The sequence below is a fragment of the Bovifimicola ammoniilytica genome (assembly GCF_025567085.1).
In the GTDB taxonomy this organism is placed as follows: Bacteria; Bacillota; Clostridia; order Lachnospirales; family Lachnospiraceae; genus Bovifimicola; species Bovifimicola ammoniilytica.
In genome coordinates this window covers 367,711-393,858 of the sequence record NZ_JAOQJN010000002.1, presented here as the reverse complement: position 1 = coordinate 393,858, position 26,148 = coordinate 367,711, and the positions used below count along the sequence as shown (strand labels likewise).

Here is a 26,148-nt window from a genome sequence, read left to right as displayed (position 1 = left end):
CGATTTCTGACTTGCCTTAATAGCTATTTGCTTTCGCTCTAAAACTAATAGCTATGCGAAAAATAAATGCTTCAGCATTATTTTCACACTGACTTAATTTTCTATGAATATAATCTCATTAAGAGACTCATATTTTCTTTGAATTTACCTCTAAGCGTCGAAGAAAACGTTTTAGCATTTGTTTTCTTTATTCCTCTTGCACTCATACAGCTATGACATCCTTCAATTAATATGGCAATATCTTCTGAGCCTGTAACAATCGTCATAATATCAGCTATATCTGTTCCAATTCTCTCTTGTAATTGAAGCCTTTTTCCGACCATATCAGCTATTCTTGCAATCTTGCTAAGTCCAATTACTTTACCATGTGGTATATATGCAACAGTAACTTTCATATCATACATAAGTGCCATATGATGCTCGCAATAACTGAATATATCTATATCTTTGACTACAATCATATCATCACTTTCTGACTCAAATTCTAAATCATCTTCAAATGTTTTATTAAACATTTCTGCAATTTCTGCATTTGTATAATTCATTCCTTCAAAAACTTCCTGATACATTTTAGCTACTCTCTCAGGTGTGTCCTTAAGTCCCTCTCTATCCGGATTTTCACCTAATGCTATTAATATTCCTCTTATATGTTCTTTAATTGCTTCTGAATCTATTGCCATTTTAAATATCCTTTCTTATATATCATATCCGACAAATCAATGTTCGAAGAATAAACATTTATGAATCATTTTTCACACTAAACTCCACGTTCCTGTGGATCCCATATGAATTTGTGCATCTGTAATTGCATATTTACTTTATTCATTTTATGTTCCTTCATATATTCTACAATGTCAGGCAAATTGATTTTCCCAAACACCGGACTAATATACACATGACATTTATCTATAAGACCATATCTTTCAATAATTTCTCTTGCTCTCTCTAAATCTTCAATGCTTCCAGACACAAATTTAACAGTATCCTTATATGTCAGTATATCAAAATTTCTCAGACACATCTTATCCTCCATACCACTTACCGGCAATTTGTAATCCATAGTAAATGATAATCTGTTATCAATCTTAATAAATTCTTCTAAGTTAATACTTCCGTTTGTTTCTATTTCTACAAACAAGTCTGTGTCCTTTGATAAAATATTTAATAATTCCATTATTCCGGTCTGTAATAACGGTTCTCCACCTGTAAGTGTTACATTTGTAATACCTGTCTCTTTAATATATTTATATATTTCTAATGCTGTCATCTCTGTATATGATGCATCACTTTTATTTGCCCAGGCAGTATCACAATATTCACAACAGAGGTTGCATCCTTTAAATCTGATAAAAGCAGCAAGCTGACCTGCCTTTGTGCTTTCTCCATTTATACTTATAAATGTTTCTACTACCTTATATTTAATTTCACTCATTATTACACCTCTGTATATGATGCACAATTATTTGGAGTTTCATATACCGTTAACTTTCTTACCTGATAACCAGATTCTTTCATCTGTTCATATAAATACTTCGCTAAATTTTCTGCTGTTGGTCTGAAATCAAATTCTATAATTCTGAATTGTTCATCTTTTAATGCCTTATATGTGGTTTTTTTCAGGCTTCCAGCTTCAATAATTAATGCATGGTCTAAATAATCTACTTTTTCTCTCAGGTCATCTTTAAGTTTAGAAAAGTCTACATACATTCCCCTTAATTGTTTATCTTTCTTTAACTCATCTGACATTACTTCAACTTCCACTCGCCATCTATGACCATGTATATTACTGCATTTTCCATCATATCCCAACAGAAAATGTGCTGAGTCAAAGCTGTGTTCTGTTTTTAATATATACATTCTTTCTCCATTTCTGAGCGAGTACCTTGAAGATACGATGCGAAATTCGCGTATGCGATTTCTCATCAGCCATAATGACTATTTGCTTTCGCTCTAAAACAAATAGCTGTGTTAATAAGAATAAAGAATGTCGCTTGAGACATTCTCCGCCTGCGGCGGATTGCTATAGCAACATTTTCTGCTCCGCCGCAGTGCGATGCTTGCGGAGTGTTTTTTACTTACTAGGACAATTTCAACGAAATTTTCTGGTAAAAAAAAGACATAGTATAATAATACCATGTCTCTATAATCAAATTTAATCTTTAGTCCTGGTTTTAATTATAGACAGGATGGTACAAATGAACTGTCTGTTATGAAATTACTAAAATAGTATAACTCACATATCTGAATTGTGCAAGTAGATTTATCAGTAATATTAATAGAAATATTAATACTTGAAAATTTGATTTCATTCTGTCTTTATGAACAACTTAACCATCAATCATTATTTTATATAGCTCTCTTATTAATTGTTATATAGAGTAGCACAATATCCATCTTGTTTCTTACTCTCATACATTGCAATATCCATCTCTCGATATAACTGGTCAAACGTAGTTTCTTTACCGGCAAGACATATAGAAGCACCAAGACTCACATATATTTTTCTGTCTCCCATTTCACTTATCTCAATCTCATCAATACTATCAAAAATACGTTCAAAGAAATCATTTGCGCTTGCCTCATCAACTATTTTAGGAATAAACATTGCAAATTCATCTCCACCAAGTCTCATAACTACATCGTTTTCTCCACATAATCTCTGCAATGCATCAGCTATGGCAATTATGACAGCATCACCTACATTATGTCCAAATGTATCATTAATTGATTTGAATTTATCGCAATCAATTAATACCAACATTCCACCAACTCTTTTTCTTAATAATTCAGAAATCTTTTTTTCACCGCTTCCTCTATTAGAAATTCCTGTCATTAAGTCAGTTTCGGATAAATAAATTAATCTGTTTTCTCTTCTCTTTTCTTCATCAATAACTTCTACACAATATAGAACATGCCACAAATTACCATTTTCGTCATTATCAACTTTAATGAACCTCTCTCTGCACCATCCATGAACTGTACCTAAAAATTCGTCTGCTATTGTGCTGACATTTTTCATTCTGTCCTCTAATGTTCTGATATTCGTGAAATGCATGACATTGTCGTAATATTTCTCTGTGCATAATTTAATCATAACATTTCTTATCTGTCTTGGAAAATTATCTTTTTCAATATTATCACAGTTTCTAGCTATATTTTCTGTATTTTTTATAATCTGAAAAGTTTCAGTTTTCAAATCTATAAGATGCATTGATGCATATATTGCAGCCAGTGAGGAGTAACTGTTAATCTTTGCTTCATAATTAGATTTACGAAACGAATTTCTTATCTTCATAAGAGAAATAAGTATCATTCCTATCATATCTAGAAATACGGTAAGTGTCTCATAATCTGTCTCTGCTGGATTATCAACCCCAAAAAATCCACTAATCTCACCTTTATAATATAATGGTGTAACAACTAAGTTATGTATATTCTGTTTGCTAAGGATATTATATGATAATCTGTGTGTCTCTTTAATCTCTTCGAGATTTGAAATAATTACACTCTTACCATCCTTAAAAGTATCATACCACCAGTCAATAACTTCCATATCTACATTTTGCAGCTCATCAATCTGAGGAACAATCCCTTCAGCACACCATTCATATGTATTCTTTGTTATATGATTTCTCATATCATCTTCAAAAATATATATTCTATCTGAATTAGTATGCTTCCCAAAAAAACGGATAAATTCATTTATTTCATCATCTGGAATATCATTATCTAATGCTGAACGAAGTGCTTCATTAATAATAAGCTCATACTTCATTATTGCTTTCATCTGTATTAACTCTCCTTATTTGTATACTGAATTTTGATAGATTTTAATTTTATATATCAATTATTATAACACATATTTTTTTATATTTCGACATTTTTTTACCTATTCAATTAAATGTTTCTATTAAGTAAAATTCAAATATATCTATTTATTCTAATATGAACGCATTTATTTAGTACGATTTAAAAAGTTAAGTTCTCATAACAAAAATTACTAAAACTTAGCTACTTTCTGATTTGATTAAAAGTTTAATTAAAAGTCTCTTTTATATAAATTCTTGCCTCATATGGTCTAAGTACAGATGTATCTTCTATGCCAGAATAATTCGCAAGTAAGATCTGCATATCTTTGACTTCATCTTCTAAAGGCATTTCTATTGTTTTATCAAAGAAATTACATACTACAACCATTGTCTGCTTATCATTCTTTCTCTGATATGCGAAAATATTTTCATCATTTTCTAATAATAAATCAAAATCACCATCAACTAATACAGAATACTCTTTTCTTAACTGTATAAGTTTTTTATAACAACTAAAAATAGAATCAGGATCATTTATCTGTGCCTTAGCATTAATCTCTTTATAATTGTCATTTACTCTTATCCAAGGTGTTCCATCTGTGAAGCCTGCATTCTCCGTATCATCCCACTGCATAGGAGTACGCGCATTATCTCTTCCTTTTGCATAAATTGAACGCATAATATCATCTTTGGAATATCCTGCTTCTATACGCTCTCTATACATATTATGGATTTCAACATCTCTATAATCGTCAATATCATATTTGACATTAGTCATTCCAATTTCTTCACCCTGATAAATGTAAGGAGTTCCCTGCATTCCATGAAGTAAGATGGCTAACATTTTAGCCGACTCTGCTCGAAACTCTCCATCATTTCCCCATCTTGAAACTATACGAGGCAAATCATGATTATTCCAGAACAGGCTATTCCAGCCACAGCCATGAAGTTCTTTCTGCCAGCGTGTCATTATCTGTTTTAATTTTATAAAAGGTAATGGTGCTAAATCCCATTTTTCTTTGCCCTCCTGCTGGTCTAATCCGATGTGTTCAAACTGGAATACCATTGAAAATTCACTTCCATCAGGATTACTGTACAATTTGGCCCGCTCTATATCAGCACCCCATGCTTCTCCAACTGTAATAAGGTCACCTTTCTGGAATGTCTCTTTGCTTAATTCATGAAAATATTCCTGTAATCTAGGACCATTTATAGTGATTTTCTTATCCGGCTCTTTTGCTATCTGGTCAATAACATCAAGTCTGAAACCGCCGACACCTTTATCCATCCACCAAAGAATCATATCGTAAATTTCTCTTCTTACCTTAGGATTGTCCCAATTCAAATCAGGCTGTTCAGGTAAAAACTGGTGAAAATAATATTGTTTAATCTCCGGTACCCATTCCCATGCACTTCCACCAAACACACCTTTCATATCGTTAGGTTCAACACCCTCTTCTCCATCTCTCCATACATAATAATCGTGATATGGATTATCTTTGCTCTTCTTAGCCTCTTCAAACCATCTATGTTTATTCGATGTATGATTTAACACTAGGTCCATCATAATACGGATATTGTATTTCTTAGCTTCTTCTATCAGTTCTTCCATATCATCAACATTTCCAAACATCGGATCAATATCCTGATAATCAGAGATATCATATCCATTGTCAGCCTGAGGCGATTTACATACAGGTGATAACCATATTGCACCTATTCCAAGTTCTCCAAGATATGGTATCTTACTGATAATTCCCTTTAAATCACCGATTCCATCTCCATTACTGTCTTTAAAACTTTTTGGATAAATCTGATATACAACTGCATTTTTCCACCATTTTTCATTATTCTTTTCATGATTAATTGTATTATTCATAATCAAAACCTCTCATTTCTCTATAATATAATTTTCTGAATATTTGTACTTAAAACGTATTTATTCTATATCATTTTAAGTATATCTAATGATATTATAACGGTTCAGCTTAAGTTAGTCTTGCATTATTTATTTATTTTATGACACAATCTTGCTGAAATAGAAATTTTATTTTGCTTCTTATCTAAAATGATAACATTCAGAAGGCATTGACAATCTCAGTTTTCCAAATGAATTGCCTGAATTTATTGTCATCAAGTATAGATGACTTTCAGATTTGTTTCATACATACAGATATAATTACATTTTTAATTTCTTTAACTCCAATACAATCTATTTCTGTTCCATTATTTCCGTTCATATAATAAATAACACCATTTTCTTCAAGATTTTCTTTTGCAACGTCAGACAGGTACTTTGACAGATTTTCGTTAATCATTCTTCTTATTGCATTTAATATTTCATTCATAATCTTCACTCCAACAAAAAATTGACTTTTATGCCCTCAATCATAATGTTTTAGGGTATAAAAGTCAATTTTTTTATCATTTACCTTTACTAAATGAAGAATTCTGAAATAGTTTTTTGATATATAATGACATTTTCATAGTGTGTATGACATGAAAATGGAAGCAAAAATTGAATATATAACCAAATTTTTTCAATTTATGCAAATTCCAAGAGTACATTTTATTTGCCGGAATGGGTGTTTTGTTTGCAAATTTTATTTATTCGTCTTCATCATCCAAAAGTGACATGTTACGAAACTCTTCTTCCTCAAGTCTATACTCATTATCGTCCCAATTGTAAACAAATTCGCCTCGATCAATACTAAAGCCATCTTGGTCTATATACTCATAGTCTCCAGAATCAAAATTACAGCACCATTTACTCATTTTTATTCTTCCTTTCTAAATTGTATTTCATCTTTTTTTCTTTTTCAAATTGAATGCCTCCTTTTTGTGGATTTTTGCTCCTTCTTAAAGGTCCTGCATTTTTTACAGACTTTAAAAATTTTTTTATTTCTTCTCACCATGAAATTTCTCTGAAAATTGTAGTTTATCTACATATTATCTAATTCTTCTTTTGTGAAACCACGTCTTAATAAATTACTTTCATCATATATTCCATCGTATATAATATCATAGTATGTTTCTCCTCTAAACTCATATGCGGTATATTTATACCATTGCCCATTATTTTTCATAGTTTCCTTTGTAACAGGGTAAAACTCAGCCAATGCACTTTTTTTAGTGTATCTATCTGTTGGAAAAAGATAATAATCATATATTTGATCCCATCCCATTCTTTTAGCACTTATCATATGATATTGTCTCATAACACTTTTCTCCTAAACTTATAATTCCGATTTATCACACATCAAATTTGCAAGAGACTCTAATCTGTCAATATCAATTTCAGAAAGCTCCTGTTCATTAGCATCCTGTGTTAATTCCATTGCATCTAAGTAGGAATCCGCTTTTGGCTCAATATAAAAGTTCCAATTTTCCCTTGAATACTCCATGAACTCGGAATACCTAATGCTACCCACTTCTTTAGTGGTTGGAACTCGACCTGTAAGCTTTATGCAAGAATGGTCCAATAAGAACCAATCTTTATGGTGCCAGGAATGCGTTCCTCAGTGCAAAGTACCTGAATCCTCCTGACTGAAATACCCCATTTTTCTGCTGTTTATTTTATTGATAAATATTCCATATGATCTCTCCTACGAAACTACAGACTACTCCTTGTTCCACTATCACATATTATATACCAAAACACGAATAAAATCAATTTCACAAAAGAGGCAGGGAATAACCCCTGCCTCTTGATTTGTCTGTACATTCATTTTATCGCGGAATATCAATCTCCACTTTGCTGTCCTGCATCTTCGTTATGGGACTCTGAAAACCTTCTGATGATTTTTTCAAAAATATAGCCCATTTCAAGGTTAGAAATTTCGTCCGGGTGTAGATTACCTCTGTCTGTTGTGTACTCTTTCAACACTATGTAGAAAATCCCCTTGTTTGCCATGGTTGTAATATGTCCGTCAAACTTGAATTTCTCCAAGATATTCTGCACATTCTCAGAGAATCCATTCAAATAATCTCTGAAATTATATTCAATATGATCCGGGTCATCCATCAAACGTTCAAATGTGTATTTACTTGTATTATAAAAATAAAATTTGGATGTCTTACGGAGCAATACATCCTTCATCAGCAGATTCTTTACTTCATCATATTTCTTCAAAACTGCATCCTTAGTATCGCATAAAATGCAGTCAAATCTTCGAATCACTGTAAGAGGCAGGATTACATCACCATACTCATGAGGCTTATATACTCCAGTTAGCTTATCCGCTATCGCCCATATCAGATCTGCTTTCTGATTTATCTTCGTACTTCTTGTTGCCATTTTTTCTTCCTCCTGAACGATTTATTTCTCTTTTTTCACTTTGCTATCATCAACATAATCAACAAGATCTGCAAAGTTACAATCCAGTTCCTTACATATTCTCTCTAATACGGACAACTTAACAGACTCACCATTTGTCATCTTTGCCATCGTACTGGAACTAAGACCAGTTTTCTTACATAAATCGCCTTTATTCATGTTGTTATCAATCAGCAGTTTCCATAATCCGTTATAACTAATTGCCATAAATTTTTCCCTTTCTCATCAACAATACTATGCCAACAATACTATGCCAATTACACTGGTACCATTATACCAAACAAATTGCGAATACTCAATTTGCATTTGCAAATATTGGATATCATTTTTCAAAGAAAAGGGGGGCAACATATCTCACCCAAACATCTTACAAGAAGCCAAAAACTATCTTACAAGAAAAACAACCTATCATCCATTTTACCCTCAGGTACGAAATCTCTATTCTTACATATCTTATCCGCATACCCGGTTGTAATAGGAAGTCTCATTTTATGTGTCGACCCCACATGTAACTGTGACAAATATAGAATCTGTGTAAGAATATGCGCCATTGAAACATTACCACATTTTTTCTCAACTAAAATTGGATTAGGTGAACCTTTCTTATTTTTCATATCTGTAGTAACCAAATATCCCTTGTTATTGTTGTAAACACAATATCCCATTGTAGGATTCATAATCTTATCATCCTGTAGTAAGATAAGTTTTGAACTAACATTCTTTCTGACCTCAATAATGCTGTACTCTATACCCTTTGCCCCAAAATAGTTCCTGTACCAATCATCGTTTTCATTACTGAAACCATCTCTATGAATAACCACATTCTTTGGCATCTCTTCAAATCTGTCTTCATAAGAAAAAATCACCTGATCAAATATATCCTGCAATATTCTTGTTGTTATTTTCTCTCCTTGCTGTGGAGTTGTAGGTTTATAAAACCCTAGCAGCCTGCCATATTTATCAAAAACTACTGAACACGCCGGATAATGAATTCCCTTTGCAACTGTTGCAACATCAAGACCAACAAAACAATCTACATTTCCCGGCATATCTTTTACAATCCATGGAATACCTCCAGTTTTACCAAGGATTCCAAGAATAATATTATGAAGGTAATACTTTGATTTATTGCCTTCTGATTTACCTCTGGCAAATAATTCAGCGGTTTTCATGCTTATCATCTGCGATGGTATATTCGCTTTTGCCCATATTGTCTTAAACGGATTATATGGTCCATCCTCATCAATACCGTCTGGAATAAGTGCAATTACAATGTCTATTCCCTTAACCTTCTGCAATCTGTTGGCAGCTCTCTTATAATCAGTCAAATCTCCAAGCTCATATTCTTCCTTAATCATTGGTTCTGCCTGAATATCGAGTAGTCCCTCCACTATGTATTTATCTTTTTCCCCTTGATACTTTCCAAGCTTTGCAAATGAATAAATCTCATTTACAACTGCCTTCATTTTGTCAAATGTATTCTTAGGGTAAATGTAGCCAATCTTTATTTTTCTATCTGTCTTTCTATAGAATCCATAATTGAACACCTGTAATTCCTTACCACATTCGAGAGCTTTATCCTTACCACAAATCAAATTAGGTAAAGGAACCGTTCCTTTTGTATATCCTATTTCTTCAACTGTGCATGTTTCTGTATTAAATTCCAAATCAGATAACTCAGAAAGAGAACCTACATCCTTGATAAAATCTATATCCAACTGTAATCTGGTTTGCATATTTCTCTTAACATATGAATCTATCTGAAGAGAAAAAGTAGCATCTATCTGTCCAACTTTTTCTCTTGTCAATACAGGTTTCAACGCCTGCGGATAATATGGATATGATTTACCCGGTTGCAATTCCACTTTAACCACTTTTGTATCATCAGGGATTTTTTCTACACGATATCCTTCTTTACGCTCAATATAGTATGCCTTAAGACTATCCGTAAAATCCAGTTTATCTGTAACTGTAAAGTCACAGATTTCCGTTAAAATACCTGTCTGATTGTTCTTCGCCCAATCATTTTTCACTTCCATCCCAATAGGGTCAACACCTTTTACCAAATAATCATTTACTGTAAGATTCGAAGTAAAAACACTTCCCGTATCAAGTCTAAGATAAGCCTTTCCATTATCTAATATTTCAACCCAAAAATTGTATTTTCTTTCAAGACTTATTTCTTTGTTCTTAGATATAAATGTTTTGAATCCTTGATTTGTCATAATCCATTTACTTGTGACACTACTCTTACATGAATACTTACGATATTTATCATACACCATTACCTCTGATAAATTTTGTGTAATAAAATGTTTGATTAACTCACAATATATCTTTCTGTTCTCCAGAACTGGTAGTTCCTTAAATCCCTCGTATTCAATGATAAAATCGGCATTGGGGACAGTTCCTTCAATTTTCTCAGTAGTATATATCCTCTTTCCATCTTCAAATACTCCCACATGAAAATAATTTCTTAGTTTCCATGCAGCTCCTCTGATAATTGAAAATGTGTTATCAATCTTCTGTGTATGTAACTGATATACATGTAAGCACGTTGCTCTGACAATATCTTTAGAAGAAAACACTTCCATACGTAAATCCTTTTCCATTTGAACCTCCAACTATATATAAGTTTGTATATAATATTTCCATGCTAACTAAATCTTACGACATCACCAGTTGTATTAATGCGACTGGTGTAGAAATTAATACAAAAAAAGAAACCAACACATGACTTCCTTTCTCTCTTATTTTTCATAATTTTTTACTGCTTCTTTTAATTGTTCTTGCAATTCATTTCTTAACTTCTCAGGTTCTATCACCTTAAACATATTTGCATACTGCATAAACCACCCTGTAAGTGTCACACTATTCATCTTTGAAAACACAGCTCTGCAACTTCCATTTGCTTGTTTCCTTACCTTTACACTACTACCTGCAAAATCATATAAAATTGCGTTTGTAACCTGATTTGGCTCATACTCAACTTCAATCCTTATGGATTCTCCAGAAAAATGATTCACACTCTTTTCAATATACTCCTGAATATACAATTCTGGATTTTGACCTATCTTTTCCTTTGCATCAATCGAATACTCTTCTGATATTGTCAAATTCTCAATACGGTCAAGTCTGTAACTTGTCAATCCATCATGATTGTCGTGCGACCCTATAAGATAATAATTATTATCCGACCAATATATCGTATACAGATTTAAGATATAAACCTTTCCTTCTCGTCTAAGAATCTTCTCCATGTTGTCGTTTATCTCTGTGTATTGAAATTGTATCTTTTTATGCATAAACATGGCTTCAAGCATTATTTCTATATATTCACCAAGTTTTGTATCTACTTCTACATTACAAGATATAGGCATCATCATATGAGAAAATCTACTTCTTCCTCTCTTGCTGGTAAGTTCTAACAGTTTTTCTCTAATCTTATTAGCCTCTGCGACCGATACACATCTGGCCTGCTGAACCGCATCCATCATAACCTTAATCTCCCAGTCATCAAATGCATGCTTGTCCATATACCAGCCCTGTTTTTTATCCTTTGCCTGTTCTATTGGATAGCCACAAGACTGAAGCATCTTTACATCTCTATATATTGAACGACGATCCGTCTTGCCTATTACATATTCGTTTTCAAGCTTATCCACAATCTGAGTTGCATTGACTGGGGTCTTTTTATCAGTTGTTTGAAGTATCTGCAATACTCTTATTACCTTTTCTTTACGTTCTGCCGCCATAAAGTTATCCTCTCATACATTTATTATCTTCAATCTTTTCTTTATACTTATCACTATTCCTACAAGCCTTCGGAGTCGGATGAGCTCCCCCACCTTGCCAATCACCAGTTATCTGCCAAATTTCATAATAATACAGCCACTCAATAGCCCACGGCACAATAGTTTTAGCTATTGAATAATGCTTCATCCATTCTTTATTTCTTGGTTTATATAAACAAAGCTGAACTGTTCCCGCATTGAAATCAGCGTTATATTTATGAGGAATTTTCATATATGTTTCTGAATCCAATTTCTCATTCACAAGCCAAGTCAAAGGACTTTTTCCAATTCTATACTCTATTTTTATTGTATACTCTTTAGAAAATAGTCCTGTTTTAACAACCCCAACCCAAGTCAATACGCCATTTTTAATATTAGCTTTTGATTCTGGATACATTAGCTCTAAATCTGTTTTTTGATCAACAAGTCTAAGCAACGGTTCTCCAAAATACTTTTTCTTTTTATTCTCCATAAAATGTATGCCCCGGTATTGGTTTTGAATCTTCATCCGCTACAGTAGAAACGCCACCCTTTAGATTACTTGTATAAAGATTTTGATTCTCGCGCGCTATTCTTGTTTCTTCTCCAATTCTATTGTATGCCCTATTGGTTACCTTATCGCCAAAACATGATTTAACCAACTTACTTTGCTCAACCACACCTTCAAGAAGCATAGGCTTTGTAATAATTTCCTCTTTCGCTCTTTCCAACCAATCAAAAAATGCTTTTGCTTTTTCTGGCTCAATTGCCCACTTATCAGCAAAATTCTCTTCTTCCATAACGGGATTACATATTTTGTATTTTCCACTTTCATCTTTCTCAATATAGTAAGCCATACGACTTAGAATCCCATTTAAAGCATCATATACATTCGTCTCATTGTTGTACGCCCTTGCAGCTAGAGTAGTAATTATTATTGAAATTGGAGCTACCCCTTCTTTGTCATTAGCAAAAGAAATATCTCTATGTCTTTTAAGGAGCTGAATGGCTTTCTGCAAAGGTGTTCTTACAGAATATGTAGGTACATCATCTATTTCAACTTGATTTTTCATTGCAAAAGTCCTCTTTGACTCCAAAAGAACTGTTTTCATTCTGTCTTCAAACCACAACTTATATTTTGCTGGATTACTAAATTTATCAATATACGAACCATTATCTAACTTATGAGTCAGCCTTATTTCAGTCTTTTCAGGTTCAATATATAAATGATTCTTAGGCACAGAAGGCAAAATGTCCATATGAAATTCATCATATCGAAGTGTCCAACATCTCTTACCCTCATCTTCTAACATTTCATTATATGTTTTATGTTCTTTAAGCCTTCGACCTACTATTTCCTTGATTTCAGATGCCTTCATCTCACCTCCATTTTTCAACAGACATACAAGATCAATATCATAATCATCTTCATCAGATATGGGTTTTATCACAGTTCCTAAATTTACAGAACCCTGTGGCATTATCTTAACATCCAAACTGGGATCACAATCACCCAACCACTTACCAACTGCGCCATAACTTTTAATTGCCTTGTCCAACATTGTATCTGATATGGATATTTCATCTACAATATATTCATATAGTTTATTAATATAATTTTTCTGCTCTTCTGCCATTTATTTACCTCCAATCGTAATTGTTTCAATGAAGTCTTTCGACTGTTCTACCTGATCATAAATAATAAGTGTAGGATCACATTTTGGCATATAATCCATACCTGTTCTAATAGCAAGTGAGTTAGGCATTGCCGGAAATACAAGAACCTCTTCAATTTCTGGATTATCATTCTTTATTGTTTCCATACAATTCCTAAAAGCTTTGATATAATCATCAATAATCCCCTTATTAGTAACAAAAAGTCTATTAGGATTCTCAATCGTAATCTTGTAAGTTGATATTTCTCCAACTGTGTGCTTTACTCTAGAATCAATTATGTCTGCACTTAGAGAAATATTTATAGCAACTCTTTTCTGATTGACCTGTTCTGGCATTTGGATAATAAAATTCACAATGTCCTTGTTCTCCCTATCCCAAGACCATTTTTCTTCTTTTCTATGACATTGAAATACTGATGCATTAGCAATATCACTTATTTTTTCTCCCAATTTCATTAATAATGGAATTGGTGCAAGTGCGAATATTGAAATATTTTCATTTTCATGAATGCACTGTTTTATGACTCTTTCCACACCCTGCTCTAACTGTTTCTCCTGAATAAGATAAAACTCTTTTGTACCATCACTAAAAGGCATATTTGAAGAACCTATCAGTTTAATATATCTTTCGCTTGGAATTTTCTTATCACTCACTAATGCTTTGCAAAATTGAGCATTATCAAATTCAGGTTGATAGTTTTTGATATTTGCAAAATAGCCTACCATATATGATTTCTGTACATTATCATATTCAGTCAACCAGTAAACTCTGTTTTCATGACTTTTCTTCATCTCTCTAAGCCTTTCAACAGGATATATCTCTGGATTATCATCTATGGTCTTATGACATTTCGCACACATAAGCATAAGATTATCTGTAGAATTAAGCTCTGTAACATCCATTACTTCCCTATATCTTGCTCCACCTTCACTTACCGCTTCAATATGTGCTTTTTCGCCATAATTTCCAGTTTCCATTGTAATTGGATTTATGCCAAGAAAACGATTACATCCCTCAAATTCACATCGTCCTGCCGATATGCCCCACAAAGATCTTTCAATTTTAACTGGTATTTCTCTGTTTCTATCACTTTTCATCCTTTCACCGCCAAACTTATGTTCTGTTTTATTAAATAATATCACAATTTTTTCCCATTTTCAACACGTAGCAACTATATATAGTGTATTTGCACTTCATTCGTCATAAATATAGTATAATTTAAACATACATACATCATATATAAACATTTATCGTTAGAAAACTTCCTTTTTCATGTCATCGTTATTTAGTACTTACCCCCTCAAAATATGTTTCTCAACTCCTTTTATGACTCTATCCTATTATATTATATGTCGCATTAATGTGACACACAAGAAAATAATTTAAACTTAGTTACTGTTCAGACCCTAGCCAAAATCTACCGATAAAATGGTATAAAAATAAGGACTAAATTAGTGCTAACCCCTTGATTTTACTGGATTTCTCTAACTTTGTCGTTATTATAACGCGCTCATCATCCACAATAATTAACTGGAAATAGTCTGGTGGAAGCTTCAAATCATTACCCAGGTCAACTACTGTCTTACTATCCTTTTCTTCATCTGCTTTAGCTTTTTCATCCTCAGCATCTTCATCACTATCATTTATTTCCTGACCAGTTAATACGCAGAATAATTTCTGAATTGTAGAAATTACAATATCACCCTTGATATCTTCTTCCTTCTTAAGTCTGTTGATTGTATAAAGATTTCCCATTTTCTGCTGGCCTTCTGTGCGGTCAAACACGCTAAACTCAGACTCTGTTTGCCTTGCAAGGTTATTTCTATCTACAAGGAATAAAATTCTCTTTGTAGGTGTATAATTAAGCAATCTGTATGAAGCTAAACATGCAAGATAAGTTTTACCGGAACCTGTAGCAAGCACTGCCAGATTCTTTTTATTCCCCATCTTCAATGACTCCTCAAACTTAACTTCTGCTCTATACTGGCAATCACGAAGACCACGTTTCTCGATCAATGGAAGTGCTCCATACTCCGATTTCTTTCTAACAATCTGAAGTATCTTCTTTGGAGAATGCATCTGTGACAGTTCTTCATAATCACTATCTTCAACAAGCATATTTTTGAAATATATCTTATTTCCATTAGCCATATACACTAAAGGAATAAGCTTCTCAAACCATACCAGTCCTGTGGAGAAACAGCATAGTCCTCTGCCTGCTTATTGACTTCATCACCAAGAGGATTCTCTTCTCTTTTTGCCTCAACAACTGCAATAGCTTTTTCATCAATAAAGAGCAGATAATCACTTTCTGTGTTTCCTCCCATCAAAGCTTCCTTAACAGCAGATGTGCTATTCGGCAGATATTCATTCCTTCGTTACAGATTGTCTGCACTCTTCTCACTGAAAGATTCCACTCTTCTGCTGTTTCTTTAATTGTCATATATTCCATATTTCTTACCTCAATAAATTTATAAAATACGACATTTTACTCTACCATTTATTATAAGTGCAGAGACGCCGAAAATCAATCTAAATCTATACATATTTCAGCGTACAGCCCATTACCTCTCCGCGTACAAAATTCCATAAAAATAACCTTTCAGCGCACCTGATACCAACTACGCCAAAAGGTCTATTTTTACTAGACTCGTATTCAATTTTTCAATACAAGCACATATTTTTAAACCTTTTTTGCGATATGTTTCCTTCAAAATAGGCCACAAACCCGCTTAAAATTGGCATTTCTTCGACAGCAAACACACCGTCTCCACATGTCCCGTCATCGCAAACATATCTACTGGATAATCCACCACTGCCATATATCCACACTTTTCAAAATAGCATAAATCTCTTTCTAAAGTCACAGGATTGCACGATATATATACAACTCTGTCAGGTGACAATTTAACAACTGCATCTATAAACTCTTCTGTGCTGCCACTTCTTGGTGGATCCATAAATACTACGTCAGCCGTCATTCCATTGTCAGCCATCTTAACCATAAATTTTCCGGCATCATCACACGTAAATTTTATGTTTTTGATTCCATTTATCTTAGCGTTATTATATGCATCTTTAACAGCATCAGGATTCAATTCCACACCAATTACTTCCTTCGCCTTACTACTTGCAGTAATACCTATAGTTCCAATACCACAATATGCATCAATAACCATTTCATTGCCTGTAAGTCCTGCTAACTTAATTGCTTTATTATATAAGACTTCTGTCTGAACAGGATTAATCTGATAAAATGACTGTGGTGAAATTCTGTATCTGTTTCCACATAACACATCTTCTATATATCCTTTTCCATATAATACAATATCACGTTTGCCCAGAACCATACTTGTTTTCTTATCATTTACATTAATTACGACCGTAGAAATCTCAGGATGCAATTTTCTTAAGGCTTTAACAAAATTATTCTTTGACGGAAGAATTGGTGACACTAATACTAAAATTACCATAACCTCACCTGTCTTATGACCAGTTCTTACTAATATATGTCTTAGAAGTCCGTATCCTGTATCCTCATCATACACCTTTATTTTAAATGATTTTAACAGACCTTTTATGCTCTGTATAATTTCATCAGCATTTCTATTCTCAATCATACAGCTTTCAACATTTATTATTCTGTGAGAATTGTTTTCATAGATTCCAGACAGAATCTCTCCATGTCTGTTTCTTCCTAATACTGCGTGAACCTTATTTCTATAATTAAATGGATTGTCCATTCCAATAATCGGTTTTACTTCACAATGTTTATTAAGAAGTTTTCTTACCTGCTTCTCTTTTAATTTAAGCTGCTCCTTATATGGCATATCAATGTATTCACAGCCACCACATTTAATAGAATATGGACAGACAGAAGATTTATGTGAATTCTTTAAACTTACATTTTTAACATTTATATTTTGTTTACCTGCATTCCTTAAACTGTTATTTTTACTATTAACATTTTGTTTACCTGCATTCTTTAAACTGTTATTTTTACCATTAACATTTTGCTTACCTGCATTTTGGACATCATTATTTTTGCCATTTATATTTCCTGTATTTTTATTTTTTATATTAACATTTTTATTAAACTTATTATCTTTTTTATCCTGCATTTTATATGACCTTTCTTATCTGTATTTTTAACCGATAACATTTTGTACTTCTATTAATGTAACACAATAAAGCAAATAAAGCAACGAAACAGTCCTTGTCATTTCCAATTAAAAATAGTAAAATTATTAAGATTATTTTGAAAAATATAATTATATAATTTAGTGATTAATATATAAAGATTGAGTATTTAAAATTTTCAAATTCTGTTATATCGTTATTATATAATTTAATACACTCATCTAAAATCCTACATTACCGGAGGTTTAAACTTGAAGATTACAATTATCTGCGTTGGTAAAATTAAAGAAAAATATCTGTCAGATGCAATAGCTGAATATTCTAAAAGGCTTTCTAAATATTGTAAACTTGAAATAATTCAGTTGCAGGATGAGAAAACCATTGAAAATGCATCTGAGACTGTTAACAGACAGATTAAAGATAAGGAGGGCGAACGTATTTTAAAAAATATTTCCGATGACTCATATGTTATTACCCTCGAAATCAATGGTGAAATGATTTCTTCCGAGAAAATGGCACAGAAAATCAATTCATTAGGAATTTCAGGCACAAGTCACATTACTTTTATAATCGGAGGTTCACTTGGTTTATCTGAAAATGTGTCAAATCGTTCTGATTACAAATTAAGTTTTTCAAAAATGACATTTCCACACCAATTGATGCGCGTAATTTTGTTAGAACAGATTTATCGTTCATACAGAATTATTAACAACGAACCATATCATAAATAATTTATAACGTTTATCCATATGAATTATACAATAAACAATTTATAACGTTTATTCATATGAATTATATTATAAAAGTTAAAATCTGCTAATTTTAAAGTATTGTCATATAACACCTTATTTCACAATACTTTTATAAATCTGATATATTCATTTACTTTATATTGTAATTCATATATAATCTTACTAAATCAAATAATTATAATTACTATTTATTTTATTATTTTTATTAATATTTCTATGGCAGCAATGAAAATGTATGCAGAAACGGAGGTTAATATGCCATACTGTCCTAAATGTAAATACAAGTATGTTGAGGGTAAAACTATTTGTCCTGATTGTGAATGTGAACTTGTAGATGAGCTTGACAATGATACAAATACATCTGAGGATGCATTTACAAATGATAATTCAGGCGAAGATTTTATATCTAACTCTGGTAAACAATATATTACTAAATCAGATAAATATAAAGACCTACATTCTTCGTCATTATCACTTATAATTGTAGGTGTCTTAGGTGACATTTTCTTAATTCTCAATGCTCTTGATGTATTGCCAATTCATTTTGCATTTGAGGGACTTTCAGGAATTCTGTTCTATATAGTTATGGGAGCTTTACTGAATGTTTTCCTTATTGGTGGAATTGTATCTTTAAAAAGTGCAGGAAAGATTAAGAGTGAGATAAAGTCAGAGGAGGACTTCACTTCTTCAGTTATCTCTTATATAACTGATACATATACAAAAGACTCCATCGATGAACATTTCTCTTCGACCGATGAAGCCAATCTTTATTTTGAACGTGAAGCATTTATTAAAAAGGCAATATCTGATAAATTCGGTGAACTAGATGAAGCATATCTTGATAAGCTTATTGAAGATATCTACCAGCAAATTTTTGAGTAAGTACTAATTGTGTTTCACTTCACCAAATACGCTATCACATAGCTCTTTACAATATTGCAGTGAAAATACTGAATCTCTTGATATAATTTCATTTTGAGCGGCTAATTCTTCGGAATAGTCGCTCAATTTATATGTAGTAATCTGCCCACGCCCACTAATCATCTGTGTAACAAGTGGAATTGCACTATAATCTTTTACATAAAAACTTCCATCTGAATTTTTAGCTACTATTACTTTTGCCATTGCACCAATCATACGATTCGCAACACCTCGTCCGTAATCACTTGTGGCATTGATGAAATTACCTATTGAGTAATATACTAATGCTCTATTTCCATTCGATGCCTCAACCCATTTCACAGGTTCTATAACATGTGGGTGTGTTCCAATAATAAGGTTTGCACCCAGTTCCGTAAAATATTCTGCCCATTTTTCCTGTTCTGCCGTCTCATTATGTGTGTATTCTGTTCCCCAATGAGGACATACTATTATAAAATCCGAAATCTGCTTTGCAATTTCCATATCTTTAGCTATTTTCCCACCGTCTAACAGATTTACACAATATGGCATATCAGACGGAAGCGAAATTCCGTTTGTTCCATATGTATAATTCAGAATAGCAACTTTTATTCCATTTACTTCTCTTACATAGACATTATTCTGCTCCTCCTGTGATTCATTAATTCCTATAACTCCCATATCCGGATGTGAAGTTCTCCAATAATTAATGCAATTTAATATACCACGTCTGCCCTTATCAAGTGCGTGATTTGTAGCATGTAGAACCACATCAAAACCAGCTTCTACAAGTGCATCTCCAACTTCATATGCCCCATTAAATGCAGGATAACCTGATAATCCTAGCTCTGTTCCTCCAAGTATTACTTCCTGATTAACCAGTGCAATGTCCGCCTCTTCAATATCGTTTCTTACATTTCTAAATAAATGGCTATAATTATAACTGCCGTCTTCCATTAAACCACTATCGCTTACCGGTGTATGAAGCAGCACATCTCCAACCATCACTAATGAAAATTCTGTAGCATTATTATTATTCTGACTATCACTTTTATCCTGTGTGCCACCTAATGTACTGCCACCTAATGTACTGCCACTTAACGAATTACTATCATCTTCTGAATTTATCTGATTCCTCGACTCATCGTTTGTCATATTTTCTGAGTCATCAGAAGCTGTACCATTTTCTGAGTCATCAGTAATTGTAGTACTTTCTAAATTACTAGTAGTTATACTGCTTGATGATTCTAATGCTGCAGCTTCCTTAGCAGAATCACTTTTACTGCCACACCCTGTTGTCAGTATTAATGTCAGAATAATTATACACAGTAATACATTATTTATTTTCTTCATCTGTTTACCTCATTCTTTATTCGTTAACTTCGTACTTATCTGTTAACTTAGTCTTTATACATTAACTATACCTCATTGTCTAATAACATTTTGGGGTTCTCCATTAATAAATGCTCTAAGATTATCCTTAACAATATTTAATAATCTCTCTCTTGTCTCAAGTGGTGCCCATGCTACATGTGGTGTAATTGTAATATTTTTTGCATGCAGAAGTTCGCAATCTTCTGCCATCGGTTCTGTTGTAAGTACATCAATTCCCGCACCTGCAATTACTCCGTTATTAAGAGCCCTACATAAAGCATGCTCATCAACGACACCGCCTCTTGATGTATTAACAAAATAACAGTTACTCTTGCATTTACTTAGGAATTCTTCATTTATCATTTTCTCTGATGCATTATTCAATGGACAATGTACTGTTATGATATCCGAATTCTTCGCAATATCATCGATACTTCCATATCTTATATTACTATAATCATTAAATTTTTTCTTAATTATATTATTTACATTTTTCTCATTCCTTGAAAATGCAATAATATTCATATTAAATGCTTTCGCAATTTCACATACCTTCTGACCTATACTTCCAAAACCTATTACACCTATGTTTTTATCGGCTAACTCACTCATATTATATATAAATGGCGAGAATATTTTACTATTCTTCCATCCATTATCTTTAACAAAATTATCATACTTTGCTACCTTATTATAATAATTCATTATTAATGCAAACGTATGCTGTGCAACTGCATCTGTCGAATAACTTCCTGCATTGCATACAGTAATATTTCTGGCATTAGTATATTCTAAATCCACATTATTGTATCCTGTTGCAAATAATCCAATATATTTTAACTTTGTTGCGTTTCTTAAGGAATCTTCGTTGAGTAAAATCTTATTACATAATATCACATCGGCTTCTTCAAGTCTCTCTGGTAATTCCTCACGTTTTATTAATGGATAGGTTATAACATCCCCAAATTCACTTAATGAAGATAAGTCTAAATCACCCTTGCTGATTGTATCACAGTCAGGTAATACTATTGTAAGTTTTTCATTCTGCATAAACTGCTCCTTTTCATTAAATATTATATATTTCCTATAATACAACAAAAGGAGCCGTAAATACAGCTCCATCTGTTATATATACAATCTAATTTATTTTGAAAGAAATTCGTGAATTCCTTTAGCACCTGCTTTACCAGCTTCCATTGCAAGAATAACTGTAGCAGCGCCTGTAACGGCATCTCCACCTGCATATACTGCTTCTTTAGTAGTCTTACCCGTTTCATCAGCAATAATACATTTTCTTCTGTCTGTATCCAGTCCAACTGTTGTTGAAGAAATTAATGGGTTTGGTGATGTACCAAGTGACATAATTACTGTATCTACATCCATTATGAATTCTGAACCAGGTACTTCAACCGATTTTCTTCTTCCAGATGCATCAGGCTCACCTAATTCCATCCTAATACATTTCATTCCTTTAACCCATCCTTTTTCATCTTCAAGAATCTCAACAGGGTTTGTTAATAAATCGAATATTACGCCTTCTTCTTTTGCATGATGTACTTCTTCAACTCTGGCTGGAAGTTCTTCTTCACTTCTTCTGTACACGATATGTACTTCTGCACCAAGTCTTAAAGCTGTTCTGGCTGCGTCCATAGCAACGTTACCACCACCTACAACTGCAACTTTCTTACCTGCAACTATTGGAGTATCATATTCTTCTTTGAAAGCTTTCATAAGATTACTTCTTGTTAAATATTCATTTGCTGAAAATACACCATTTGCACTTTCACCAGGAATACCCATGAATCTTGGAAGACCCGCACCCGAACCGATAAATACTGCGTCAAATCCTTCTTCATTAAGCAATTCATCAATCTTTGTAGAGTGACCGATTACAACGTTTGTCTCAATCTTAACGCCTAATTTCTTAACATTTTCTATTTCATGTTTAACTACCGTATCTTTAGGTAAACGGAATTCAGGAATACCATATACTAAAACTCCACCTGGTTCATGAAGAGCCTCGAAAATAGTAACATCATATCCTAATTTAGCCAAATCTCCAGCACAAGTAAGTCCTGAAGGACCTGACCCTATAACTGCAACTTTTTTTCCATTTGATTCTGCAGATTTTTCAGGATCGATTCCATTTTCTCTTGACCAATCTGCTACAAATCTTTCAAGTTTACCAATTGATATTGGTTCACCTTTGATACCACGGATACATTTACCTTCACACTGGCTTTCCTGAGGACATACACGTCCACATACAGCTGGAAGTGCAGATGATCTACCGATAATCTTAGCAGCCTCTTCAATATTTCCATCTTCGACTTCTTTGATAAAGCTTGGAATATCTATAGAAACAGGACAACCTTTCTGACATTGTGGATTCTTACATTTAAGACATCTGCTTGCTTCTTCTTTAGCTTCTTCTATATTATATCCTAAACAAACCTCTTCAAAGTTTTTTGCTCTTACTTTAGGATCCTGTTCTCTTACTGGTACTTTCTTTAATACGTCCATTATTTGTCACCTCCACAGCCGCAACCGCCGCCCTGATGTGTATCACCTTCGCGGAGTTTTAATAATGCTCGGCCTTCTTCAGTTTTATACATCTGCTGTCTCTTCATAGCCTGATCGAAATCAACCTTATGTCCATCGAATTCCGGACCATCAACACAGGCAAATTTAACTTCATCACCAACGATTACACGACAGGCACCGCACATACCTGTTCCATCAACCATAATTGGGTTAAGTGAAACTATAGTAGGAATATTTAATTCTTTAGTAAGCAAACATACGAACTTCATCATAATCATTGGTCCGATTGCTACGCAGACATCGTATTTTTTACCCTGGTTATTTACTAAATCTTTGATAGCTTCAGTAACCATACCCTTGAAACCATATGATCCATCGTCTGTTGCAACGATAAGATTGCCAACTTTCTTCATCTCTTCTTCTAATATTAAGATGTCTTTAGTCTTAGCACCTACGATAACGTCTGCTTCTATACCATGCTCATGTAACCATTTAACCTGTGGATATACAGGTGCAGTACCAACACCACCAGCTACAAATAAGAATTTCTTTTTCTTTAATTCTTCTAAATCTTCATTAACAAATTCAGATGGCTGACCAAGAGGTCCTGTAAAATCTCTGAATGCATCTCCTGTCTTTAATTTTGACATCTTCTCTGTTGATGCACCAATTACCTGAAATACAATTGTAATTGTTCCATTTTCTCTGTCATAATCACAGATTGTTAAAGGAATTCTTTCGCCTTTTTCATCAAGTTTAGCTATAATAAACTGTCCAGGATTACACGATTTGGCAATTCTTGGAGCTTCTACATCCATTAAGTAGATGTTATTAGCTAATTGTTCTGCTTTTAATATCTTGTACATACTTATCCCACTTTCTATGTTATTCTGTTAATTTATATTTTCCAGCATTTTCTGTATCTTTTTCAAGAACTACAAGTGTACTGGTAACAGTATCCACACCATAATAAACCACTTTGACTGTTTTGTCACTAGAATCTTTCTCTGTAGCATTAATTACATAATATTCTACATTGTCTATATCAGCAATGCAATTATAACTGAAAGTCAGATTCAAACCTTCTTTTGTTACATATTGTTCTTCATTGACTTTAGCTGCTATATTGTTATTTTCAACATAATTCTTAAGAATCACAAGCGCATCATCATATGTTATAGCACTGTTTAATTCTAATTGATATACGTTTTGTGTAACTTCACTTTCCACACCTGACTCTGATACCAATATTGCGGAAAAAATATTCTTTCCTCTTAACATCTTAACAGGCTCTGTATACTCTGTATCTGATGTAGTCGGTGTTGTAGGTGTTGCACCATAAGTATAATAACACTTCATTCCCTCAGGAACTGTAATTGTTATCTCTGTATTCTCTGTATATTTGCCACCATCAGGTGTAACAACCGGAGCATCAACCGTATTAGGCTTAATATTATAAGTTGCACTGGCAACTTTACTTGTAAGACCTTTTTCATTTACCGCAATTGCTTTTACAGTTATTTTTCCCTCTTTATTAAGGTTAATATCTTCTGTATATTGCGTACTTGATGTTGTAGGATCTGTTCCATCTAATGTATAATATATCTTATTATCATCACTTATTAATTTAATTGAAATATAAGTATCATAATCTCCCTCTTTCTCACTAAATCTAGGAGTTGCTACATTATATTCTGAAAGTTGTGATTTAATTGACACATCATCTATACTATCAATCAATGCAGATATCTCATCGCTCATATTTTTAGCATCATATATTTCAACTAATTTTTCATAATACTCATATTCTTTTGGAGATAATTCTATAAGTTCCTTAAGAACACTTACCTGTTTATCTTCTGTTCCATCCATATTTTCGTAAGTTGCTAATAACGATTTATTAACCTTAATTTTCTCATTCTTATTATCAGCAATCTTTTTAGCTTCTAGGAATTTAGCAAGAGCTTTATCATAATCTTTAGACGTGTAATAATCATATCCTGTATTATATACATTTGTAAATGAATCTTTACCGGTATCTTTATTTAATACACTAAGTAACAATATTGCAATTACAACAACAATTGTTGCAATAACTCCAAATATTATTGCTTTAACTTTAAATGCTTTCTTTTCTGATTGATTTTCGTCTTCCTCGGTATCATCAGGATTATAATTATTATCCTGATTAAAATCCATTCCATCTACCTGATAATCATTTAATTTAGCAGTATCTTTAAGATTCTGGATATCTACTAATGATATCTCTGCTTCAACATCATGGTCTGGCATAGTATCAACATAATAATCATCATCTAAATAATCCATATCATTATCATCAAAACCGTCTGAGCCATTAATTTTACGTGTATTTCCATCGTTTATACTTTTTCTATATTGTTTAGAATTATTAGACTGATTTGTTGCACCATAGACATTCGTTTTATCATTTCTCGTCGAATTTCTATATCTGTTTAAATCACCCTGCTTATTTTCCTTCTTTTTATCTTCGTCGATCTCGTTCATTAATTCTCCGACATTGTTAGCTAATTCAGCTTCAATTAAATTGAAATCAGGTACAACCTGGATAGGTGTACCACATTTCAGACAAAACGCCTGATTATCTTTACACTCTTCTCCACATCTGCTACATTTCATGGTTACTCCATTCCGTCTGAATCAGACTTGTTATTTTAACTTAAACATATATACTATACCATAAGTCAAATTGGCAGGCAAGGAAAATTTATCCCAGCCTGTTATTTGTATGCATTCAAAAGAAGTGCAGGAATATAAGTTCCCACACTTCTTTATAATACAAATTATGTAATATATATTTTTAT

The 26,148-nt window shown here is 32.8% G+C and carries 27 protein-coding genes; 2 read left to right on the top strand and 25 right to left on the bottom strand.

The annotated features are described in order from the left end of the window. Positions 1-101 precede the first annotated feature (101 nt). From folE to rlmD, 20 genes are all read right to left on the bottom strand, one after another. The gene (folE, locus tag OCV48_RS03640; RefSeq protein ID WP_021982438.1) at positions 102-680 is read right to left on the bottom strand and encodes a GTP cyclohydrolase I FolE; all 579 of its coding nucleotides are present in this window, start codon (positions 678-680) and stop codon (positions 102-104) included. A gap of 77 nt (positions 681-757) precedes the next feature. Continuing rightward, the gene (gene queE / locus OCV48_RS03635) at positions 758-1,423 is read right to left on the bottom strand and encodes a putative 7-carboxy-7-deazaguanine synthase QueE (RefSeq protein ID WP_147591197.1); all 666 of its coding nucleotides are present in this window, start codon (positions 1,421-1,423) and stop codon (positions 758-760) included. A gap of 11 nt (positions 1,424-1,434) precedes the next feature. Next, positions 1,435-1,857: a 6-carboxytetrahydropterin synthase QueD gene (gene queD, locus OCV48_RS03630; RefSeq protein ID WP_021982440.1), complete on the bottom strand. Its 423-nt coding sequence runs from the start codon at positions 1,855-1,857 to the stop codon at positions 1,435-1,437. 505 nt (positions 1,858-2,362) lie between these two features. Continuing rightward, positions 2,363-3,787 (bottom strand): sensor domain-containing diguanylate cyclase, encoded by a 1,425-nt coding sequence (locus OCV48_RS03625; protein WP_021982441.1) that lies wholly within the window; start codon positions 3,785-3,787, stop codon positions 2,363-2,365. Between the two features lie 248 nt (positions 3,788-4,035). Next, on the bottom strand, positions 4,036-5,688 hold the full coding sequence (locus OCV48_RS03620) for a glycoside hydrolase family 13 protein (RefSeq protein WP_021982442.1): 1,653 nt from the start codon (positions 5,686-5,688) through the stop codon (positions 4,036-4,038). A 271-nt stretch (positions 5,689-5,959) separates the two neighbouring features. Further along, positions 5,960-6,157 carry a hypothetical protein gene (locus OCV48_RS03615; RefSeq protein ID WP_021982443.1) on the bottom strand — a complete coding sequence of 66 codons (198 nt, stop codon included), beginning with the start codon at positions 6,155-6,157 and terminating at the stop codon, positions 5,960-5,962. 259 nt (positions 6,158-6,416) lie between these two features. Beyond that, positions 6,417-6,584 carry a hypothetical protein gene (locus tag OCV48_RS03610; protein WP_021982444.1) on the bottom strand — a complete coding sequence of 56 codons (168 nt, stop codon included), beginning with the start codon at positions 6,582-6,584 and terminating at the stop codon, positions 6,417-6,419. A gap of 167 nt (positions 6,585-6,751) precedes the next feature. Continuing rightward, entirely contained in the window at positions 6,752-7,012 is a 261-nt protein-coding gene (locus OCV48_RS03605) for a hypothetical protein (protein ID WP_147591170.1), read from the bottom strand. Between the two features lie 33 nt (positions 7,013-7,045). Then, a complete protein-coding gene (locus OCV48_RS03600) occupies positions 7,046-7,213 on the bottom strand; it encodes a hypothetical protein (RefSeq protein ID WP_021982446.1) in 168 nt (55 codons plus the stop codon). A gap of 338 nt (positions 7,214-7,551) precedes the next feature. Next, entirely contained in the window at positions 7,552-8,106 is a 555-nt protein-coding gene (locus OCV48_RS03595) for a type I restriction-modification system subunit M N-terminal domain-containing protein (protein WP_021982447.1), read from the bottom strand. A 21-nt stretch (positions 8,107-8,127) separates the two neighbouring features. Beyond that, entirely contained in the window at positions 8,128-8,352 is a 225-nt protein-coding gene (locus OCV48_RS03590) for a helix-turn-helix domain-containing protein (protein WP_021982448.1), read from the bottom strand. Positions 8,353-8,534: 182 nt separating this feature from the next. After that, complete coding sequence (locus tag OCV48_RS03585; protein WP_021982449.1) at positions 8,535-10,757, bottom strand: Piwi domain-containing protein; 2,223 nt, start codon at positions 10,755-10,757, stop codon at positions 8,535-8,537. Between the two features lie 138 nt (positions 10,758-10,895). Then, positions 10,896-11,900 carry a helix-turn-helix transcriptional regulator gene (locus tag OCV48_RS03580; RefSeq protein ID WP_147591169.1) on the bottom strand — a complete coding sequence of 335 codons (1,005 nt, stop codon included), beginning with the start codon at positions 11,898-11,900 and terminating at the stop codon, positions 10,896-10,898. A gap of 4 nt (positions 11,901-11,904) precedes the next feature. Further along, positions 11,905-12,411, bottom strand: coding sequence for a hypothetical protein (locus OCV48_RS03575; protein ID WP_147591168.1), 507 nt, complete (start codon positions 12,409-12,411; stop codon positions 11,905-11,907). Continuing rightward, positions 12,401-13,555, bottom strand: coding sequence for a nucleotidyltransferase domain-containing protein (locus OCV48_RS03570; RefSeq protein ID WP_021982452.1), 1,155 nt, complete (start codon positions 13,553-13,555; stop codon positions 12,401-12,403). The genes OCV48_RS03575 and OCV48_RS03570 overlap by 11 nt, the downstream gene beginning before the upstream one ends. Beyond that, the gene (locus OCV48_RS03565; RefSeq protein WP_262558842.1) at positions 13,556-14,692 is read right to left on the bottom strand and encodes an SAVED domain-containing protein; all 1,137 of its coding nucleotides are present in this window, start codon (positions 14,690-14,692) and stop codon (positions 13,556-13,558) included. 349 nt (positions 14,693-15,041) lie between these two features. Then, complete coding sequence (locus OCV48_RS03560) at positions 15,042-15,746, bottom strand: DEAD/DEAH box helicase family protein (RefSeq protein ID WP_262558839.1); 705 nt, start codon at positions 15,744-15,746, stop codon at positions 15,042-15,044. Positions 15,747-15,751: 5 nt separating this feature from the next. Then, complete coding sequence (locus tag OCV48_RS03555) at positions 15,752-15,922, bottom strand: type I site-specific restriction-modification system R (Restriction) subunit and related helicase (RefSeq protein ID WP_021982455.1); 171 nt, start codon at positions 15,920-15,922, stop codon at positions 15,752-15,754. Then, a complete protein-coding gene (locus OCV48_RS03550; protein WP_021982456.1) occupies positions 15,922-16,047 on the bottom strand; it encodes a hypothetical protein in 126 nt (41 codons plus the stop codon). The genes OCV48_RS03555 and OCV48_RS03550 overlap by 1 nt, the downstream gene beginning before the upstream one ends. Before the next feature lie 280 nt (positions 16,048-16,327). Continuing rightward, positions 16,328-17,716 carry a 23S rRNA (uracil(1939)-C(5))-methyltransferase RlmD gene (gene rlmD / locus OCV48_RS03545; protein WP_021982457.1) on the bottom strand — a complete coding sequence of 463 codons (1,389 nt, stop codon included), beginning with the start codon at positions 17,714-17,716 and terminating at the stop codon, positions 16,328-16,330. 270 nt (positions 17,717-17,986) lie between these two features. Here rlmD and rlmH point away from each other — a divergent pair, with 270 nt between their 5' ends. Together rlmH and OCV48_RS03535 are read left to right on the top strand one after the other, a co-directional pair. Further along, positions 17,987-18,466: a 23S rRNA (pseudouridine(1915)-N(3))-methyltransferase RlmH gene (rlmH, locus tag OCV48_RS03540; protein WP_021982458.1), complete on the top strand. Its 480-nt coding sequence runs from the start codon at positions 17,987-17,989 to the stop codon at positions 18,464-18,466. 276 nt (positions 18,467-18,742) lie between these two features. Continuing rightward, a complete protein-coding gene (locus tag OCV48_RS03535) occupies positions 18,743-19,369 on the top strand; it encodes a hypothetical protein (protein ID WP_147591167.1) in 627 nt (208 codons plus the stop codon). 3 nt (positions 19,370-19,372) lie between these two features. Here the strand turns inward: OCV48_RS03535 and OCV48_RS03530 are convergent, their stop codons facing one another. The 5 genes from OCV48_RS03530 to OCV48_RS03510 form a co-directional block, all read right to left on the bottom strand. Further along, complete coding sequence (locus tag OCV48_RS03530) at positions 19,373-20,740, bottom strand: CapA family protein (RefSeq protein WP_147591166.1); 1,368 nt, start codon at positions 20,738-20,740, stop codon at positions 19,373-19,375. Between the two features lie 72 nt (positions 20,741-20,812). After that, positions 20,813-21,811, bottom strand: coding sequence for a D-2-hydroxyacid dehydrogenase (locus OCV48_RS03525; RefSeq protein ID WP_147591165.1), 999 nt, complete (start codon positions 21,809-21,811; stop codon positions 20,813-20,815). A gap of 93 nt (positions 21,812-21,904) precedes the next feature. Beyond that, the gene (gene gltA, locus OCV48_RS03520) at positions 21,905-23,284 is read right to left on the bottom strand and encodes an NADPH-dependent glutamate synthase (RefSeq protein WP_262558831.1); all 1,380 of its coding nucleotides are present in this window, start codon (positions 23,282-23,284) and stop codon (positions 21,905-21,907) included. Then, a complete protein-coding gene (locus tag OCV48_RS03515) occupies positions 23,284-24,171 on the bottom strand; it encodes a sulfide/dihydroorotate dehydrogenase-like FAD/NAD-binding protein (RefSeq protein WP_021982463.1) in 888 nt (295 codons plus the stop codon). Before OCV48_RS03515 ends, gltA begins: the two co-directional genes overlap by 1 nt. Before the next feature lie 19 nt (positions 24,172-24,190). Further along, positions 24,191-25,963, bottom strand: a complete 1,773-nt coding sequence (locus OCV48_RS03510; RefSeq protein WP_147591163.1) for a chitobiase/beta-hexosaminidase C-terminal domain-containing protein — start codon at positions 25,961-25,963, stop codon at positions 24,191-24,193. Between the last annotated feature and the right edge of the window lie 185 nt (positions 25,964-26,148).